This is a genomic window from Chitinophaga sp. 10T418, assembly GCF_056394125.1.
This window is the reverse complement of sequence record NZ_JBFTHG010000006.1, coordinates 214,633-232,234: the sequence shown is the minus strand read 5'-3', so window position 1 is coordinate 232,234 and position 17,602 is coordinate 214,633. Positions and strand designations below refer to the sequence as shown.

The window sequence follows — 17,602 nt, the reverse complement described above, 5'->3', positions numbered from 1 at the left end:
AAAAAGAGAATGGTCCCCTGCCTGGAGGGAGGAATATATGATTGCTGTAATAAATCATTCTCCCTGTTCTGCGCCTGTAGTGGAATAATCGGCGAGAGAAACAGGAAGATACTGAATATGTATAAAAATCGATTTAAGAGGCTACTGACTGATGACGATGGTGTCGCCGTCTTGACGGTATTTAAACCCAAGCAATAGTTGTAATTCATGCAAAACATCATCACAGGACTGATTCCGGAACGTGATCGTAGCTTTCTGCTGCGATGCTGTTTCACGGTATTGATCATCAATCCTGATTTCTTTTGCGTAAAAGTCGGCTAATTGTGGCAATATTTCAAGAAGAGACTCATCATTAAATTGCAAAATCCCTGTTTTCCAGGCAATAAAGTTCAGATTGTTGTTATTACGGGCGTATAACTGTCCATTTCCCCAGGTACCTCTTTGTCCGCTGCCCAGAATTACAGCGGCGGTATCACCTTCCACGCCTAATTTTACCTTGCCGGAAGCTACTGTAACGGCGGTGCTGTCCTTTCCCGTTTGTACGGTAAAGGAAGTTCCCAGTACTTCTACTACCGACTGGTTGGGCGTTTTCACCAGGAAAGGGTGTCCGGGATCGTTGGCGATCTCAAAAAAAGCTTCCCCTTCCAGTTCTACAATACGTTGTTCATGATGATAGCCATTGAGATACCTGATCCGCGCACCCTGGCGTAGGGTGACCACAGATTTATCAGGGAGTTCAAAACTCTTTATTTTGCCATCATTGGCGGCCAGTTCATGTTTCTTCAGAGAAGAGCGGCTCTCCAGCCACCAGGCGCCTGCAGTTAGCAGGAGTAATATAGCCGCAGCTGCGGCATATTTTGTATAGAGTGATTTTATCCGGGAAGCGGGAGGCCGTATTGCCTGCGCTGTTTTGTCCCATGCGGCGGCGGTATTGTATTGGCGTGTTGGGCCAACAGCAGCAGGAGTGTCCTGCCATAACTTAGACAGAATCTTGTATTCCTCCTTATTTTCAGGGGAGGCATCCAGCCATTGCTGTAATGCCGCAGATTCTGCTTCAGTACATTGACCGGATAGCTTTTTAGCTATAAGTTCATGCAGGTAGGTGTCAAAATGCTCCATAGTTACAGTGTGCTCTACTTAGATAACGCTCGTTAGTGTGACTACCCTCTATCAGGGTGTAAATAATTTCAATAAAAACAGGATGCTCATTGGTAATCCATATTGATGGAGGTACTTTCGTAACAGTTTAAGTGCCCGTCCCATATAATTTTCAACAGTTTTGGCTGACAGCCCCAGTTTAACCGCCGTTTGCTGATGTGTCATTCCATTTATCCTGCAACAGGTAAATACTTCCCTGCATTGCGGAGGTAAGTTGGCGATGGCTTCATAAATAAGTTGCTCGTAGTACGGCCTGGCATTTTCTATCTCTTTGGCATTAGGATCTTCTGCAATATCTGCTATCCATTCAAAGCCTTTATTCCCTGCTTCTTCCGTGTTCAGTTTGCGTAATGCAGATATAGAGTTATTACGGACCGCACGGAACAGATATGCTTTTATATTAGGTATACCTATCAGCTCCTGGTGTTTTTCCCATAGCTTGATAAAAGTTTCCTGTACCACATCTTCCGCCGCAGCATCGTCCTTTAGGAAGCTATAGGCATAGTTACATAAGTCATTATACTGTGAATGAAATAATTCTTTATATGCCTGGTAAGAAGGTGATGTAATCATTTAACCTTCACGATATTTTAAATATATGAAATGATCGCTGCGAAAGTAACTATCTTTTTGAAAATTACGAATTCGTAATTCGTAATTCCAAATTCGTAATTTTTTTTTGAAAAAAGATAGAGGGAAATGCATTTCCCTGCGTTATCAGAACATAACAGCCATGCCTATATGTTTGTGGAAGTTCTCGTTTTTTTTAGTTGTGTTTTTTTTAAAACCAGGGTTGCATGAGGTTCTATGCAACCCTTTTTTATGCCCCTGTATCATTTTAGCCGATCCTGATATTGTTTGAAATTATTTTTGCAATCCATTGCAATGACGTGTAATTTGGGCGTTGTTACTTAAAAACAACGCCTGGAATGCACATATACCGGACTAAACACCTTTCCACGGGTATACTACTGGCTGCACTTTCTGTGTCAGTAGCCACCGCTCAGCAACCAGCTTCCATCTACCATGATGGCTGGATCGACTTTAATAAAAATGGTCAGAAAGATATTTTTGAAGATGCCCGACAACCTATAGACCAACGGATACAGGATCTGCTGTCGCAGATGACTATAGAAGAGAAGACTTGTCAGATGGCCACCCTATACGGTTATGGCCGTGTACTGAAAGATGAAATGCCCACCCCGGCATGGAAACTACAGGTTTGGAAAGATGGTATCGCCAATATTGACGAGGAGTTAAATAGTCTGCCATATAACAAAAAAGCACAATCCGAGTATTCCTTTCCCTACAGTAAACATGCTACCGCCATCAATACAGTGCAACGCTGGTTTATTGAAGAAACCCGCCTGGGCATCCCGGTAGACTTTACCAACGAAGGGATACACGGATTATGTCATGACCGTGCTACACCACTGTGTGCACCCATTGGGATTGGCAGCACCTGGAATAAGGAACTGGTCAGCCGTGCCGGACACATCGTGGGCAGAGAGGCTAAACTGCTTGGCTATACGAATGTTTATGTACCTATACTGGACCCTGCCCGTGATCCACGCTGGGGTAGAGTCGTGGAATGTTACGGGGAAGATCCTTTCCTGATAGCAGAACTGGGTAAACAAATGACGCTGGGTGTGCAGCAGGAAGGCGTAGCCGCTACCCTGAAACATTTTGCCGTGTACAGCGTCCCTAAAGGTGGTCGTGACGGAGAAGCCCGTACCGATCCACATGTGGCCCCCCGCGAAATGCACCAGATATACCTGTACCCGTTTCGCCGCGTGATCACAGAAGCCCATCCTATGGGCGTAATGAGCAGTTACAATGACTGGGACGGTGTGCCCATCACAGGTAGCTATTACTTTTTAACACAACTGCTGCGACAAGTATATGGCTTCACCGGTTATGTAGTATCGGACAGCGAAGCCGTGGAATATCTTTTCAGCAAACACCATGTGGCGGCAGACTATAAAGATGCGGTAAGACAATCGGTGGAAGCTGGTTTGAACGTGCGCACCAACTTCACTCCGCCGGAACAATTCATTATGCCCCTGCGCGAACTGGTAAAGGAAGGGAAGGTGTCAATGAAAACCATCGATAGCCGCGTAGCCGATGTGCTAAGGGTGAAATTCCGCCTGGGCTTATTTGATCATCCTTATGCAGATGCAAAACTGGCGGACAAAGGCGTACATACCGCTGCCGATGAGGCCTTTGCGCTGCAATTGAACAGGGAGTCGCTGGTATTGTTGAAAAATGAACAACAAACGCTACCCCTCGATAAACAGAAGATCCACCGTATCCTCGTTACAGGTCCGCTGGCAGCAGCCACCACGCATGCTGTGAGCCGCTACGGTCCTTCTAATAATAAAGTAACCTCTGTACTCGAAGGGATCACACAATATGCGGGTAAGCATATCACCGTTCAATATGCCAAAGGCTGCGATGTTATTAATCCGGGCTGGCCTGGCACAGAGCTGGTGCCCACACCGCTGGACTCCACAGAAAAAGCCGGTATAGCCGATGCTGTTAGTAAGGCTGCCAATGCAGACGTCATCATAGCCGTAGTGGGAGAAGATGAAAAGAGAGTAGGAGAAAGCCTTTCCCGTACCGACTTATCATTGCCAGGCAGACAACTGCAATTGCTACAGGCGCTGCACGCCACCGGTAAACCGGTGATTGCCGTGCTGATCAACGGACAGCCGCTTACCATCAACTGGGAACAACAAAATCTTCCTGCTATCCTGGAAGCCTGGTTCCCCGGCCCACAGGGAGGTACTGCCATTGCAGAAACACTCTTCGGCGACTATAATCCTGGTGGACGCCTGTCTGTGACCTTCCCGAAATCAACCGGACAAATCGAACTGAACTTTCCCTTTAAGCCCGGATCCCATGCTGGTCAACCATCTTCAGGGAATAACGGTTACGGTAATACGAGCGTAAATGGCGCCCTGTTTCCTTTCGGATTTGGACTCAGCTATACTTCATTTACCTACAGCAACCTGGTGGTAACACCCGCAAAACAAGCTGCCCAGGGCGATATACATATCAGCGTGGATATCACTAATACGGGTAAACGAAAAGGGGATGAGGTGGTACAGCTCTATCTGAAAGATAAAGTCAGCAGTGTGACTACCTATGTGATGCAGCTCCGTGGCTTTGAAAGGGTAGGGCTCGAACCAGGAGAAAAGAAGACGGTGTCATTCATATTGCGCCCGGATGATCTGGCTATCCTGGATCGTAATATGAACCGGACTGTGGAACCTGGTGAGTTTGAAGTATGGATGGGCGCGTCTTCGGAGGATATCAGGCTAAAGCAGGGTTTCCTAATAGAGTAGTGGGAGTAAGACAAACTCCCTGTGATTCCGTATTTTTATATAAAACCATGCAAGATGTCCGGAACTTTCTCAAAGCTGAAAAACGCTTATCATCTGTTGAAGAGTATTGATTTTGCGATGCTGGCGAAACTCTCCGAAAAAGTGGACCTGCCCAAAGTAATGGAATCCGTAGCACATATGGATGATGCGCAGTTGAACGGGCTGATGAAAATGCTCCGCAGTCGCGGTGCTAAAAAAGCATTGCCGCCTGTTGAAGGCGACTTTTATGATCTGGGAAGCAAGCTGAATGCAGAAGACCGGGCATTGCAGCTAAAGGTGAGGGCTTTCATGGAAAAGGAAATAAAGCCCATTGTGAATGAGTACTGGCTGAAAGCAGAATTTCCATTTGAGATCATTCCTAAATTCAGGGAGCTGAATATCTGTGGTGTTACTTATGAAGGATATGGTTGTCCTAACCGGTCTTTCCTGATGGAAGGGATTATTGCGATGGAAATGGCCAGGATAGACGCTTCTGTGGCCACCTTTTTTGGGGTGCAGAGCGGACTGGCCATGGGATCAATTTATATGCTGGGCTCTGAAGCGCAGAAACAGGAGTGGCTGCCCGGTATGCAGCAACTGACTACGATAGGCGCGTTTGGCTTAACAGAACCAGAAGTAGGCTCCGGTACAGCCGGAGGATTAACGACTACGGCTAAACGAACAGGTGATACCTGGGTGCTGAACGGACAAAAGAAATGGATTGGCAACGCCACCTTTGCAGATGTGATCGTGATATGGGCACGTGACGTGGATGATAACCAGGTGAAAGGCTTTCTGCTGCGGAAAGATACACCTGGCTTCAGCGTGGAAAAGATCCATGATAAGATGGCCCTGCGTATTGTGCAAAACGGACTGATTACCTTAGCAGACTGTCAGATTGCGGAGGCAGACCGTCTGCAGCACGCCAACTCTTTTAAAGATACCGCCAAGGTACTGCGCATGACCCGCGCCGGTGTTGCCTGGGAAGCCGTAGGTTGTGCCCGAGGCGCCTATGAAAATGCGCTGGCGTATACCCGTACCCGTGAGCAATTTGGAAAACCGATTGCCGCATTTCAATTGATACAGGGGCACCTGGTAGAAATGTTATCCAATCTCACTGCCATGCAAACTATGGTCTACCGTCTCTCTGAAATTCAGGATGCCGGCGCATTAAAAGATGAACATGCCTCTCTGGCAAAAGTATTCTGTACCATGCGTACCCGTGATGTGGTCAGTCGCGCCCGCGAAGTGATGGGAGGTAACGGCATATTGCTGGAATACAATGTAGCCCGTTTTGTGGCTGATGCGGAAGCCATTTACTCCTATGAAGGCACCAAAGAAATTAATTCCCTGATAGTGGGAAGGGCCATTACCGGATTTAGTGCTTTTGTCTGAAAAATATAAATTCTTTTTTATAGTTTAACGGCACAATTGCGGATAATGCCGCAGTGCATCACTTAATTAAGATCCGTTATGAATTCATCTAACCGTCGTAATTTTCTCAGAAACATATCGCTGGGAAGTATTGCCGCCATCAGCATTCCTGGTATTGTGTCAGCAGCGGTATCCGCAGAAAAACACAAAAAGATCACACTTAAAAAAGAAGGGGTGGTGTTATTTCAGGGCGACTCTATTACTGATGCGGGGCGTAAAAGAGATAATGACCAGCCCAATACCGGTGCCGCATTAGGCGGAGGTTATGCACTGATGGCCGCATCTGACCTGTTACTTAAGAATGMCGATAAAAATCTGAAAGTATACAACAAGGGGATCAGCGGAAATAAAGTATTTCAGCTGGCCGACCGCTGGGATATCGACTGTCTGGTTATTAAGCCGGATGTACTCAGTATCCTTGTGGGCGTAAATGATTTCTGGCATACGCTGAATGGTAACTACAAAGGCACGGTCCAGACCTACAAAGAAGATTACGATAAATTACTGACGCGTACCAAAGAGCAATTGCCGGATGTACAGTTGATCATTGGAGAGCCTTTTGCGGTAACTGGTGTGAAAGCCGTAGACGAAAAATGGTATCCTGCATTTGATGAGTACCGTGCAGCAGCCCGTGCTTTGGCCGACAAATACCAGGCTATCTTCATCCCTTATCAATCCGTTTTTGATAAAGCACAGAAATCCGCTCCGGGAGCTTACTGGACCGGTGATGGCGTACATCCGAGCGTAGCCGGCGCCCAGCTGATGGCCGAAGCCTGGCTGCAATGTGTAAAATAAATATATGATCACCCTTGCAGGTGTGTAATAAATAACGACTATTTATTTTCAGCACCGGGCGCGGAAGCCCGGTGCAATTATTCTTCCTCCGCAGCCTGTTTCCCATATTTGTCCGGTCGAACATTGATTTTTATACATTACTACTACTTCTCGCATACTTCTCCGATACTTAGGACTCGTCTATGCATCGTATTACCATTACTGTCCTACTACACTCTTACTACTGTCCTACTACTCTCTTACTACTCTCTTACTACTCTTTCACTACTCTTTCACCGCACTATGTGCCTTCCTGGTGTCTGAAGTTATACAGATCCTGTTGGTTTGACTGGCACCACAACTTCCTGTTAAGGAAGGGGGGCTTTTATCTGGGCATAACATTTATTACATTTGTTTTTATCACATGAAATTCCAGTTATGAAACAATTAGGTATCTTATTCATTATGTTAGGACTTAATACCGCTATCAGCGCACAACAGCAAACCATTCATCTGTGGCCGGGAACAGTACCGGGAGAACCTGCTGCCAAACAGATGGCGCAGGTAACAGCAGATGGCAGCAACAATGTAAAACGGTTGACGGATGTAACTGATCCTTTACTGGAAGTGTTTCCAGCGCCTGCAAATAATAATAATGGGGTAGGCGTTATCATTTGCCCAGGCGGCGGCTACAACATCCTCGCTATTAACCTGGAAGGGTACGAAATTGCTGCGTGGCTGAATAAACTGGGTTATACTGCGTTTGTTTTGCAATACCGGGTGCCTAAGAAAGAAGCCGGTGCGCTCCAGGATGCGCAACGGGCTATCCGGGTAGTGCGCAGTCGTGCTGCGGAATGGAGGTTGCAGCCTGACAAGATAGGTTTAATGGGCTTTTCTGCAGGTGGTAGTCTCACCGCCAGAGCTGCCACACTATATAACGTAAATGCTTACACGCCGTTTGACAAAGCCGATAGTTTGTCCGCCCGGCCTGCATTTGGCATCCTCATATACCCGGCTTACCTGGATAAGGGGGAAAACAGAACCCTGACACCGGAGCTGAAACCAGACAGCCAGACACCTCCCATGTTCCTTTTTGCTACAGCCGATGATTCCTATGGCAATAGTGCCCTGGTAATGGCGGGCGCCCTCCGCGATGCCAAAGCCGCCGCAGAACTTCATTTTTACGCCAAAGGTGGCCATGGATACGGTTTACGTCCGGGTAACCCTGCAGCAGAGGTATGGCCTGGTCTCCTGGAAAAATGGCTGAAAACAACCGTGAAGTAAGTTTTGGGAAATTATAACTTTTCAGAAGTAGCTTTTCGAATAAATAATTCTCTAAATTTGACGGACTATAAAACCTGTTACTATGGGAATTTTTGATAAGCTCAGGAACGAATTTATTGATATTATTGAGTGGACAGACTCGTCCACGGATACAATTGTGTGGAAGTTTCCCCGCTACCAGAATGAAATAAAAATGAACGCCAAACTTACCGTGAGGGAGTCGCAGGTGGCTGTTTTTATGAATGAAGGTAAGATTGCAGACGTTTTTCAGCCCGGAATGTATACACTTACTACTCAGAATATGCCTATACTGAGTACATTACAGGGATGGAAATACGGCTTTAACAGCCCTTTTAAAGCAGATGTGTTCTTTGTGAGCATGCGTCAGTTTACTAACCAGAAATGGGGAACCAAGAACCCGGTAATGCTCCGCGATGCAGAGTTCGGGCCATTGAGAATCCGGGCTTTTGGTAGTTATGCTTTCCGCGTAAAAGATGCAGGCGCCTTTCTGAAAGAAGTAGCTGCTACCAACCCCGAATTTACCGTGGAAGGGATCAACGAGCAGTTACGTAACCTGGCGGTGTCCCGCGGTATGGAAGCCATTGCTGAAGCCAAAATCCCAGTACTGGACCTGGCAGCTAACTACGAAGAGGTATCTACTGCCATCACTGGTAAAATTGGTACTGAGTTTAATGAGCTGGGGCTGGAGCTGACCAAGTTCCTCATTGAAAATATCTCCCTGCCACCTGAAGTAGAAGCCGCACTGGATAAGCGCAGCAGCATCGGCATTGTAGGGAATTTGGGCGCATATTCTCAGTTCCAGGCAGCAAATGCTATGGAGAAGGCAGCGGAAAATCCTTCCGGTGGCGGACTCGCAGCGGCCGGACTAGGCGCCGGCATGGGCGCAGCCATGATGGGACAGGTAGGTAATATCTTCCAGAATAATAATCAACAACAGGCAAACGCCGGTGGTGGTGCACCTCCACCATTGCCAACCGCTGCTCCTTTCTTTGTTGCAGTAGATGGTAAACAAAGTGGTCCTTTTGACCAGGAACAACTCCGTCAACTGGCAGCAGCAGGCAACCTGAATGCACAAACACTGGTGTGGAAAACCGGTATGGCCGCCTGGTCTGCCGCTGGCACCGTACCTGAACTGGCACCGGTATTAGCTACCGTACCTCCACCATTACCATAAAAAAACTAATGATCCGGTGATGAAGTGATGGATTGTTTTGAAAAAAGTAATCCATCACCTCCCTAACCCGGGACCAAAATATTCCTATGTCTTTTGAGGAAAAAACAAGCGAAACAGTTAACTCGCTAAAATGCCAGAACTGTGGATCGATCCTGCATTATGCACCAGGTACCAACAGCCTGAAATGCGAATACTGCGGCACCGTGAATCAGATCGAAGAGGAAACACTGCCTGCGGCTATTCAACCTGTCAACTATGATCAGTTTATTGCATCACAGCAAAACCATACTGAAGCTACCCAACAGGCCGTAGTGGTGAAATGTGTAAGCTGCGGCGCCTCCACTACCATGTTGCCCAATGTAACGGCAGATTCCTGTCCGTTCTGCGCTTCCCCACTGGTGATAGATACCACTCAAACCACCGCCATTCTGCAACCGCATTATGTATTGCCATTCGCAGTGAAAGACAGCGAAGCATTACAATATTTCCGGACCTGGATGAGTAAACTCTGGTTTGCTCCTTCAGACATGGTAAAGAAGGTGAAAGATGGCTCTTCCCAACAATTGAAAGGTATCTACATCCCTCACTGGAGCTATGATACGGATACAGACACTGAGTATACCGGACAACGCGGTGAATATTACTACACCACCGAAAGCTATACCACAGAGGAAGATGGGAAAACGGTAACCCGGACGAGAGAGGTACGGCATACTGCCTGGTATCCCGCTTCCGGTCGCGTGAATAACAACTTCCGTGATGTATTGGTATCAGCCAGTCCTTCTTTACCGCTTAAAATGGCGGAGATCCTGGAACCCTGGCTACTGGATCAGCTTAAAAAGTATGATGGCCGTTATCTGAGCGGCTTCCGCGCAGAGCTCTATCAAACTGATGCTGAACAGGCACTGGTTATCGCCAAGAAAAGAATGGATCCCGTTATCAGGGAAGAAATCCGGGACGATATTGGCGGTGATGAACAGAGTATCGATAACTACGATGTGGATTACAATAACCTCGGCTTAAAATACCTGTTACTTCCCGTTTGGATCAGCGCCTACCGTTACAATGGAAAGCTGTACCATTTTGTAGTAAATGCCTGCACCGGTGAAGTAACCGGCGATCGTCCATATAGCTGGATAAAGATTGTCGGCCTTATCCTGGGTATTATTTTAGCGATCGTTGTTATATACTCGTTAGCGCAGTCGAAATAATCAATCATCTCTCGTTACAGATAGCTGGTTATTCAGTTTTCATTCAAATGAAAGCTGAATAACCAGTTTTTTTTCGCGCTCTGGGGAAAACAATCTACATCATTTTGTGTCCGCTATTTTTTCAGCTATCCTCAAAACCCTTTGCCTCATTACGTTTAAGAGGCATCCCATCTTCCGGGTACCGTTTTTGCAAAGTTAACCCTGTAAATAAGCACACCTATTACAAACCCAAAACAATAAGCAATGAAGAAGTTAGTGATTTTATCAGCAACATTTTTAGCAGTATGGATGACGCAGTCATGCGGCGATAGTGCTAAGAATCCACAATCGGAAAAGCCGGTAGACAGCGCACAGAGTATTAATGAAACAGTGAAGCCTGTAGATGAAAAATCATCCCAGTTCGCAGTGGATGCAGCTAATGCTGGTATGAAAGAAGTTGCTATGGGGAAACTGGCACAAGAGAAAGCACAGAGCGAAAGAGTGAAAGCCTTTGGTACCATGATGGTCAACGATCATACCAAAGCAGGTGATGAACTGAAAGCGCTGGCGCAAAAGAAGAATATCACGTTGCCGGCTGAATTATCTACCGATGATAAAAAGCATATCGATGATATGTCTAAGAAAACAGGAAAGGACTTCGACAAGCACTACATAGATATGATGGTAGACGGCCACGAAAATGTAGTAAGTGAATTTGAAAAGGCATCCGATAATGTAACAGACGATGAGCTGAAAACATGGGCCCGTAATACGTTGCCTACTTTAAAGGCACACCTGGACTCTGCAAAAGCAATTAAAGACAGTTGGAAAAAATAAACTGAAGAATATTAGTGAATCCAGAGAATTGCAATCATAGCTTCAAGGGCCAGCTCCTTGAAGCTTTCTTTTTAATGAGGTAATTTTGATTTCAACGCACCATATACCCAGGTGCCCGCAATCGCGCTCAATAAAGTAATCGCTACTACTGTAAAACCAGTGCCGATCTGTGCGAAGAGTGGTCCCGGACAAGCCCCGGTGATAGCCCATCCCAGTCCGAATATCAGGCCACCGAAAACCTGCCCTTTGTTAAATGTTTTTGGTGCTACCATGATAGGATCACCAGCAATTGTTTTTATATTGAATCGTTTAATCAGTTGCAGCGAAATAATACCCGTTATCACCGCTGTACCAATAACACCATACATATGAAAAGAAGTCAGCTGAAACATTTCCTGTATCCGGAACCAGCTGATCACCTGCGCTTTCACCAGCACTATACCAAAGAAAATACCTGCTATCAGAAATTTTATATTCTTCATCTTAATTAAAGCATTTAAAGATAAAAGGGATCAATACATTGGCGCTGAAAAATCCTCCGGCCATAAAGCAGCAGGTGGCTACCAGCGAAGGCCATTGCAGATTAGACATACCCATAATAGAATGCCCTGAAGTACAACCACCGGCATAACGGGTACCAAAGCCTACCAGGAAGCCACCGAATACAAAGAAGATCAATCCTTTCCAGGTAAACAGATTGGACCAGCTGAATATTTCCGGCGGCAGGAGGGCACTATAGTCGTGCACACCGTAAGTGGCCAGCCGTTCCTGTGTGGCGGTAGCTATCTGTATGTCATTGCCATCCTGCAGGAAATGCCCCGCCAGGAAACCACCCAGTACTATACCTGCTACAAAAAAGAGATTCCAGGATTCCTTTTTCCAGTCGTATTTGAAAAATGAAATATTGGCAGGGAAACAGGCAGCGCAGATGTGCCGCAGCGATGAAGAAATACCAAAGGCCTTATTGCCCAGTATCAGCAGTACCGGCACCGTAAGCCCTATTAACAGCCCCGACACCGACCAATGCCAGGGTTGCTGGATAAACTTTAATAATTGCATAGAGATGAATTAAGGTATGAAAGTACGAATTATGAATGATGCATTTGTGGGTAGATAGTAAATGGAAAATGTATTCCCGTTTACTATCTACCCACAAATCCCTAACTGCTAACTGCTAAAAGCTATCTCCCCACAAATCCCTAAAAGCTGGCAGCTAACAGCTAACAGCTATTCCTACAGCAGATCATTATACTCCGGATGTCTTTTCATATAGGCATTTACGTAAGGACAATAAGGCTTTACCTTCAGGTGATTTTCCCTTGCATATTCCAGTACATATTTAGCCAGTTGCCCGGCAATACCTTTGCCCTCCAGTTCCGGAGGTACTTCAGTGTGAACATAGGCGATACCACCCGGAAACAGTGTATAGGCAATCAGTGCAGTATGTCCATCCACCACCGTTTCAAACTGATGTTTGGCAGTATTGTTTTGAATAGTGAGCTCCATATCGGGTGCTTTAAGATTTGTCAGAGAAATTGATTTTAGTGTGGGTGCCATCGCAGTAAGGTTTGTTGGAAGATCCTCCACAACGGCAAAAAGCGGTGACTTTGTTTTTATGTGTTTCTTTGCCGTTGGCATCTCTCACCACAATATTACCATACACCAGTAGTGGGCCGTTGGGCGTGGGCTCCACGATGCTTTCCGCAGAAATTTGTGGTTCCGTGCCTCCCTGCGCGGCTACTTCCGCATTCATGAAATAGGTAAGCGCACCAGAAGGGCAATGCTTTATCTGCGTAACAATTTGTTCTGTAGTGGCAGCTGCTGCATCGATCCAGGGTTTCTGGTTTGGGTTAAATACTGCCGGAAGACCGTGAAAGCAAACCTCTGAATGGATACATACATTTGGCTTCCATACAATTGTAACGGCGCCATTGGTGTAGTGTTTGGTAATGTCTTTCATGGTTAAACAGCTTTTGTATTCACTATAATAGGATTGCTCAGTATTTTATGAACAGGGCAGGAGTGGGCTATCTGTAATAGCCTGGCCAGCTGTTCTTCAGTCAGGTTGCCGGTAAAGTGAACTTCCATATCTATCACCGTTGTGAGTGGATCCGGTTTCCCTTCACTATTAAATCGCAGCTCAACTTCCACATTATCCAGCGGCCATTTTTTCCGGTTAGCATACATCTTTACCGTTACTGCGGTGCAGGCGCCCAAACTGCTCAATAACAGTTCTCCGGGTTGAGGACCGGTGTCACCGCCACCTGCTTCTTCTGGTTCGTCTGCCAGCCAGCGATGATCCCTTGCTTCTATTGATACCTGGTAGGGATGCCCGGATAAATTTATTTTAACTTCCTGATCCATGTGTTTTTTTTACTGAAAATGATTGGCCATCCATTCGGCGGCTAATGTAATATCCTGGTGTACCAGGTTATGGCCCGTATTGATATCGTAGGAGCTTACCTGGAATCCATTTGCGCTTAACAGTGCTGCATAGGCTGCTGTAGCGGCCGGGTCTACCATACCGTCTTCTGCGCCGGAACTCATGAACACGGGCTGCTGCCGCTGCGTTTCAAAAGAGTCTTCCAGGCCACTGAGTGGCTGCATAGGGCGAAATAGCACCGCACCGGCCAGCAACTCAGGATATAAAATAAGTGCGGCGCCGGCAATGTTGGCGCCGTTGGAATAGCCCACTGCAATTAGTTTGTTGATATCAAAACCTTCTGTTGCAGCCAACTCTTTCAGAAAATGCACCATCTCATGTGTTCTGAAATGTACATCTTCTTCATCAAATACGCCCAGGCCTAAACGACGAAAGAAACGGGGCATACCATTTTCTTCTACATTGCCTCTCAGACTCACTACGTTGAATCCTTTTCCCAGCGATCCGGCCAGCGGTAACAAATCACGCTCATCTCCGCCGGTACCGTGTAATAACAGCAACGTATAGGCGGACTCGTTACCAACCGGCTGGTATACATATTGCATTGGTCTGAAATCCATATTAATCCAGTTTAATCAGTCTTTTTACAATCTCTTCCCGCTGTGCTTCATACTGAGGTGGCAGCATCAGGTGAGTACCCAGTTCTGCTACTGGTTCATCTACCGTGAACCCCGGCACGTCTGTGGCCAGCTCAAATAAAACACCGCCTGGTTCTCTGAAATAAACAGAACGGAAATATTTGCGATCCAGCTGCGGCGTGGCATCTAAACCACGTGCCTCCAGTAATTCCCGGTAATGCATTTGCATGGCATCATCTTTCATCCGGAAGGCAATATGATGTACACTTCCACCCGCTACATGACCACGGGGTTCGCCTTTGGCTTCTACCAGATCGATATAGTTGGCTGTATCACCGGCAGGGCTGGCGAAACGGTAACGGTTGGTGTGGTTTTTTTCAAGTTTATATCCAAATACAGATACCAGCAGATCGGCGGTAGGCTGCACGTCCTCCAGCGTGAGCGTTGCATGGTGGAAGCCACGTGTAGCATTTTCTTCATCTACTTCGGTAGTCACCCAGGGCTGTCTGTTATCTGGTTTTTCCGGTACTGTTAATTCTACTTTCAAACCATCAGGATCTATAAAAGTCAGGTATATTTCCCCGAATTTGGAAGAAGGTTTATTGTAAATAATATTCTCTTTCTCCAGTCTTTTTAGCCAGAAATCAATACTGCCTTCCGGTATAGAATACCCTATTTCAGTGGCCATATGTGTACCCCTGCGTCCTGCCGTAATATCTTCCCAGGGGAAAAAAGTAAGGATAGTACCGGGAGTACCGGTTTCATCTCCATAATAAAAATGATAAGTATGCGGGTCATCAAAATTCACGGTCTTCTTGACAAAACGCAAGCCCATTACCCGGGTATAAAAATCATAGTTTTTTTTAGCATTGCCGGAGATAGCAGTAATGTGATGGAGTCCTGTTATTTCGTTCATAATTCCTCGTTTTTGGAGCTTTTAGCTATTAGCTTTTAGCTGTTAGTAAATGCAGCGGTGAGCATGTTATGTTAATCTTTGCTGCATTTACTAACAGCTAACAGCTATTTTTTAATCAACTGCACTTCGCAGTATATCTTCACATCGTCGCCCACCAGTACGCCGCCTGTTTCAGTGGCTGCATTCCAGTTAAGGCCAAAATCTTTACGGTTAATTTTTCCATTGATGGTAAAACCCGCTTTGGTATTGCCCCAGGGATCTTTTACCACGCCACCGAATTCTACGGCCAGCTTGATGTTTTTGGTGACATCACGGATAGTCAGATCTCCATATAATTCATAAGAGCCATCATTGTCCACATTTTCATACTTAGTAGCTTCGAATGTGATATTCCGGTATTTATTTACATCAAAGAAATCCGGCGCACGAAGGTGCTTATCACGGTCGGCACTACCAGTAGAAATAGAATCTACATCTATCGTTACTTTCACCTTTGCCGTCATAAAATCCTCTTCTTCCGTTTCTGCTTCCACCGTAAAGTTGTGGAACTTACCATTGATGTTGGTGATCATCAGGTGGCGGATTTTGAATCCAAGTTCACTGTGGTCAGCATCTATTGCCCATTGTTGTTTTGCCATAAGTAAATGTAGTTTTAAAATGATTCAATGAAAATTATTGTTGCCTCTAAAGTCGCTGCAGGGCTATATCTTAACAAGCATCTATACTTATTGTTCAATGTTTTTGTAATACAAATATCGGGTGATAATGTCAGGGTTTAAATGGATCAAATACTGTAATTGATGTACTATTTACAGCAGTCGCTAAAGATAAGGATTTTAAGGTAAGTACTTTATTATCAAATTATGTATAATTTTTTTCAAATACTTCAAACATTATTCATGAAATATTGTTTTGAGGTGTTAAGGTCATTTTGGCGACCTGCCTGATGAAAAGAAAACCGTATGAGATATTACTTGTTTTTATTGCCTTTACTGACCGTACTGTATGTACAGGCACAGCAAAATGGGCAACAGCTGACTTTAAAGCAATGTTATCAACTCGCAAAGCAGGGAAATACTTTAGTCCAGCAGGCACAACGCTCCCTGCAGGCCCGGGAATATACGCTGCAGGCTGAAAACAGGTTATACTATCCGAAAGTAGATTTACTTGCAGGATATAATTACCTGGGTAAACCACTGGAGATAAATCTGCAACAGGTTAAAGACGGCGTGGTAAACGGTTCTTCCGCTCAGAGTGTAAATACTGCCAATACCGTTTTTCAGCAGGTCACCGGGCAACCCCTTCCACAAAGCGTTAAAGATGTTATCTATAATGCTACCAAAGGAATCATCAATACATTCTATCCGGATTATAATCCTGAGCTCACCAAACAATCTTATTTTACCGCTGCCCTGGCACTCCGGCAGCCGATATACCTTGGCGGAAAAATTGCCGCCGCCCAGCAGCTGGCACGTACACAGGTAGCTGCCGGACAATTTAATCAGCAGGTAGTGGAGAAAGGATTGTATTTCGCCATCAGTGCGCAGTACCTCCGCATCCTTTACCTGAATACCATCATGGCACATGAGGAGGTGATTGTGGAATCATTTAAGAAAAACAGGGACTACGCTACCTCCCTGAAAGATAACCAGATATTGCCGCCCTACCTGCTCAACTGGGCCAGGGTAGCCTATGTACAGGCCACTAACCGCTATAGTAACCTGGGACTTGAAAAAGAGAATGCCCTCCTGGAGATGAACAACCTGCTGGGGCAACCACTGGAAACCCCCATCTTCATTGACGATACGCTGCAATATGAATTGAAACCAGTCACCGAATCAGGCCAGCTGGAGCAACTACGTAACAATCCCACTTACCGCCTGGTAGAAAACAAAACAGACCTGGCCAATGTAGGGTTGAAAGCTTCCCGCTCGCTGGCATTACCCAACATATTTGCGATTGGCAGTTTGAATCTTTATCAGAAAGATTTACCTGTTACCATCCCACCATGGCTGATTGGCGTGGAAATGCAATGGAACCTCTTCGATGGATTCCAGAAGTTCAAACGTACAAAGGCGTCTAAAATGCTGGTGGAAGAAGCCCAACTGGCGGCAGCCAATATTAAAACAACACTGGAGCTGAGGTTGCGTATCGCCATGAATAAAATGAAGGCGCTGCAAAATGATGTGGCTTCACTCGATAGTGCCAGGCAACAGGCACATACCACCACGACCCTGGTAACGGACCGGATGCAGAACCAGTTGTCATCCGTAAAAGATGTAAACGATGCACTCCTGCAGGAAGAAGAAATGCAGAAGATCTATTATACCGCCGTGATGGGCTATTACCTGGCACTGGCAGAATACTGGAATGTAATTGGTACACCGGAACAATTTGCTACTTACGTTGACAGATAAACAGATATAAT

The 17,602-nt window shown here is 45.9% G+C and carries 18 protein-coding genes; 8 read left to right on the top strand and 10 right to left on the bottom strand.

The genetic code is table 11. The features are described 5' to 3' along the window. Positions 1 to 141: 141 nt before the first annotated feature. A complete protein-coding gene (locus tag AC1DCV_RS19150; RefSeq protein ID WP_477024656.1) occupies positions 142 to 1,119 on the bottom strand; it encodes a FecR family protein in 978 nt (325 codons plus the stop codon). Between the two features lie 51 nt (positions 1,120 to 1,170). Further along, complete coding sequence (locus AC1DCV_RS19145; protein WP_477024655.1) at positions 1,171 to 1,731, bottom strand: RNA polymerase sigma-70 factor; 561 nt, start codon at positions 1,729 to 1,731, stop codon at positions 1,171 to 1,173. 356 nt (positions 1,732 to 2,087) lie between these two features. On the opposite strand from AC1DCV_RS19145, the gene AC1DCV_RS19140 reads away from it, so the two are divergent. From AC1DCV_RS19140 to AC1DCV_RS19110, 7 genes are all read left to right on the top strand, one after another. Further along, positions 2,088 to 4,505 (top strand): glycoside hydrolase family 3 C-terminal domain-containing protein, encoded by a 2,418-nt coding sequence (locus tag AC1DCV_RS19140; protein WP_477024654.1) that lies wholly within the window; start codon positions 2,088 to 2,090, stop codon positions 4,503 to 4,505. Positions 4,506 to 4,559: 54 nt separating this feature from the next. Beyond that, positions 4,560 to 5,918 carry an acyl-CoA dehydrogenase family protein gene (locus tag AC1DCV_RS19135; protein WP_477024653.1) on the top strand — a complete coding sequence of 453 codons (1,359 nt, stop codon included), beginning with the start codon at positions 4,560 to 4,562 and terminating at the stop codon, positions 5,916 to 5,918. A gap of 78 nt (positions 5,919 to 5,996) precedes the next feature. Next, a complete protein-coding gene (locus AC1DCV_RS19130) occupies positions 5,997 to 6,752 on the top strand; it encodes an SGNH/GDSL hydrolase family protein (RefSeq protein ID WP_477024652.1) in 756 nt (251 codons plus the stop codon). A 417-nt stretch (positions 6,753 to 7,169) separates the two neighbouring features. Beyond that, positions 7,170 to 8,015 carry an alpha/beta hydrolase gene (locus AC1DCV_RS19125; RefSeq protein ID WP_477024651.1) on the top strand — a complete coding sequence of 282 codons (846 nt, stop codon included), beginning with the start codon at positions 7,170 to 7,172 and terminating at the stop codon, positions 8,013 to 8,015. A gap of 82 nt (positions 8,016 to 8,097) precedes the next feature. Next, positions 8,098 to 9,210: an SPFH domain-containing protein gene (locus AC1DCV_RS19120; RefSeq protein ID WP_477024650.1), complete on the top strand. Its 1,113-nt coding sequence runs from the start codon at positions 8,098 to 8,100 to the stop codon at positions 9,208 to 9,210. 86 nt (positions 9,211 to 9,296) lie between these two features. Beyond that, positions 9,297 to 10,421: a TFIIB-type zinc ribbon-containing protein gene (locus tag AC1DCV_RS19115; RefSeq protein WP_477024649.1), complete on the top strand. Its 1,125-nt coding sequence runs from the start codon at positions 9,297 to 9,299 to the stop codon at positions 10,419 to 10,421. Positions 10,422 to 10,664: 243 nt separating this feature from the next. Then, positions 10,665 to 11,237: a DUF4142 domain-containing protein gene (locus AC1DCV_RS19110; protein ID WP_477024648.1), complete on the top strand. Its 573-nt coding sequence runs from the start codon at positions 10,665 to 10,667 to the stop codon at positions 11,235 to 11,237. A 71-nt stretch (positions 11,238 to 11,308) separates the two neighbouring features. Here the strand turns inward: AC1DCV_RS19110 and AC1DCV_RS19105 are convergent, their stop codons facing one another. From AC1DCV_RS19105 to AC1DCV_RS19070, 8 genes are all read right to left on the bottom strand, one after another. Beyond that, entirely contained in the window at positions 11,309 to 11,719 is a 411-nt protein-coding gene (locus AC1DCV_RS19105) for a DUF6691 family protein (RefSeq protein WP_477024647.1), read from the bottom strand. A 1-nt stretch (position 11,720) separates the two neighbouring features. After that, positions 11,721 to 12,296 carry a YeeE/YedE family protein gene (locus AC1DCV_RS19100; protein WP_477024646.1) on the bottom strand — a complete coding sequence of 192 codons (576 nt, stop codon included), beginning with the start codon at positions 12,294 to 12,296 and terminating at the stop codon, positions 11,721 to 11,723. A gap of 174 nt (positions 12,297 to 12,470) precedes the next feature. Next, positions 12,471 to 12,743: a GNAT family N-acetyltransferase gene (locus tag AC1DCV_RS19095; RefSeq protein ID WP_441574999.1), complete on the bottom strand. Its 273-nt coding sequence runs from the start codon at positions 12,741 to 12,743 to the stop codon at positions 12,471 to 12,473. Between the two features lie 10 nt (positions 12,744 to 12,753). Further along, positions 12,754 to 13,197, bottom strand: coding sequence for a (4Fe-4S)-binding protein (locus tag AC1DCV_RS19090; RefSeq protein WP_477024645.1), 444 nt, complete (start codon positions 13,195 to 13,197; stop codon positions 12,754 to 12,756). A gap of 2 nt (positions 13,198 to 13,199) precedes the next feature. Further along, positions 13,200 to 13,601, bottom strand: coding sequence for an OsmC family protein (locus AC1DCV_RS19085; RefSeq protein WP_441575001.1), 402 nt, complete (start codon positions 13,599 to 13,601; stop codon positions 13,200 to 13,202). Between the two features lie 9 nt (positions 13,602 to 13,610). After that, the gene (locus AC1DCV_RS19080; protein ID WP_477024644.1) at positions 13,611 to 14,240 is read right to left on the bottom strand and encodes an alpha/beta hydrolase; all 630 of its coding nucleotides are present in this window, start codon (positions 14,238 to 14,240) and stop codon (positions 13,611 to 13,613) included. 1 nt (position 14,241) lies between these two features. Beyond that, on the bottom strand, positions 14,242 to 15,174 hold the full coding sequence (locus tag AC1DCV_RS19075) for a ring-cleaving dioxygenase (protein ID WP_477024643.1): 933 nt from the start codon (positions 15,172 to 15,174) through the stop codon (positions 14,242 to 14,244). Positions 15,175 to 15,278: 104 nt separating this feature from the next. Next, the gene (locus AC1DCV_RS19070; RefSeq protein WP_477024642.1) at positions 15,279 to 15,812 is read right to left on the bottom strand and encodes a YceI family protein; all 534 of its coding nucleotides are present in this window, start codon (positions 15,810 to 15,812) and stop codon (positions 15,279 to 15,281) included. A 324-nt stretch (positions 15,813 to 16,136) separates the two neighbouring features. On the opposite strand from AC1DCV_RS19070, the gene AC1DCV_RS19065 reads away from it, so the two are divergent. Then, positions 16,137 to 17,591, top strand: a complete 1,455-nt coding sequence (locus tag AC1DCV_RS19065) for a TolC family protein (protein ID WP_477024641.1) — start codon at positions 16,137 to 16,139, stop codon at positions 17,589 to 17,591. Positions 17,592 to 17,602 lie beyond the last annotated feature (11 nt).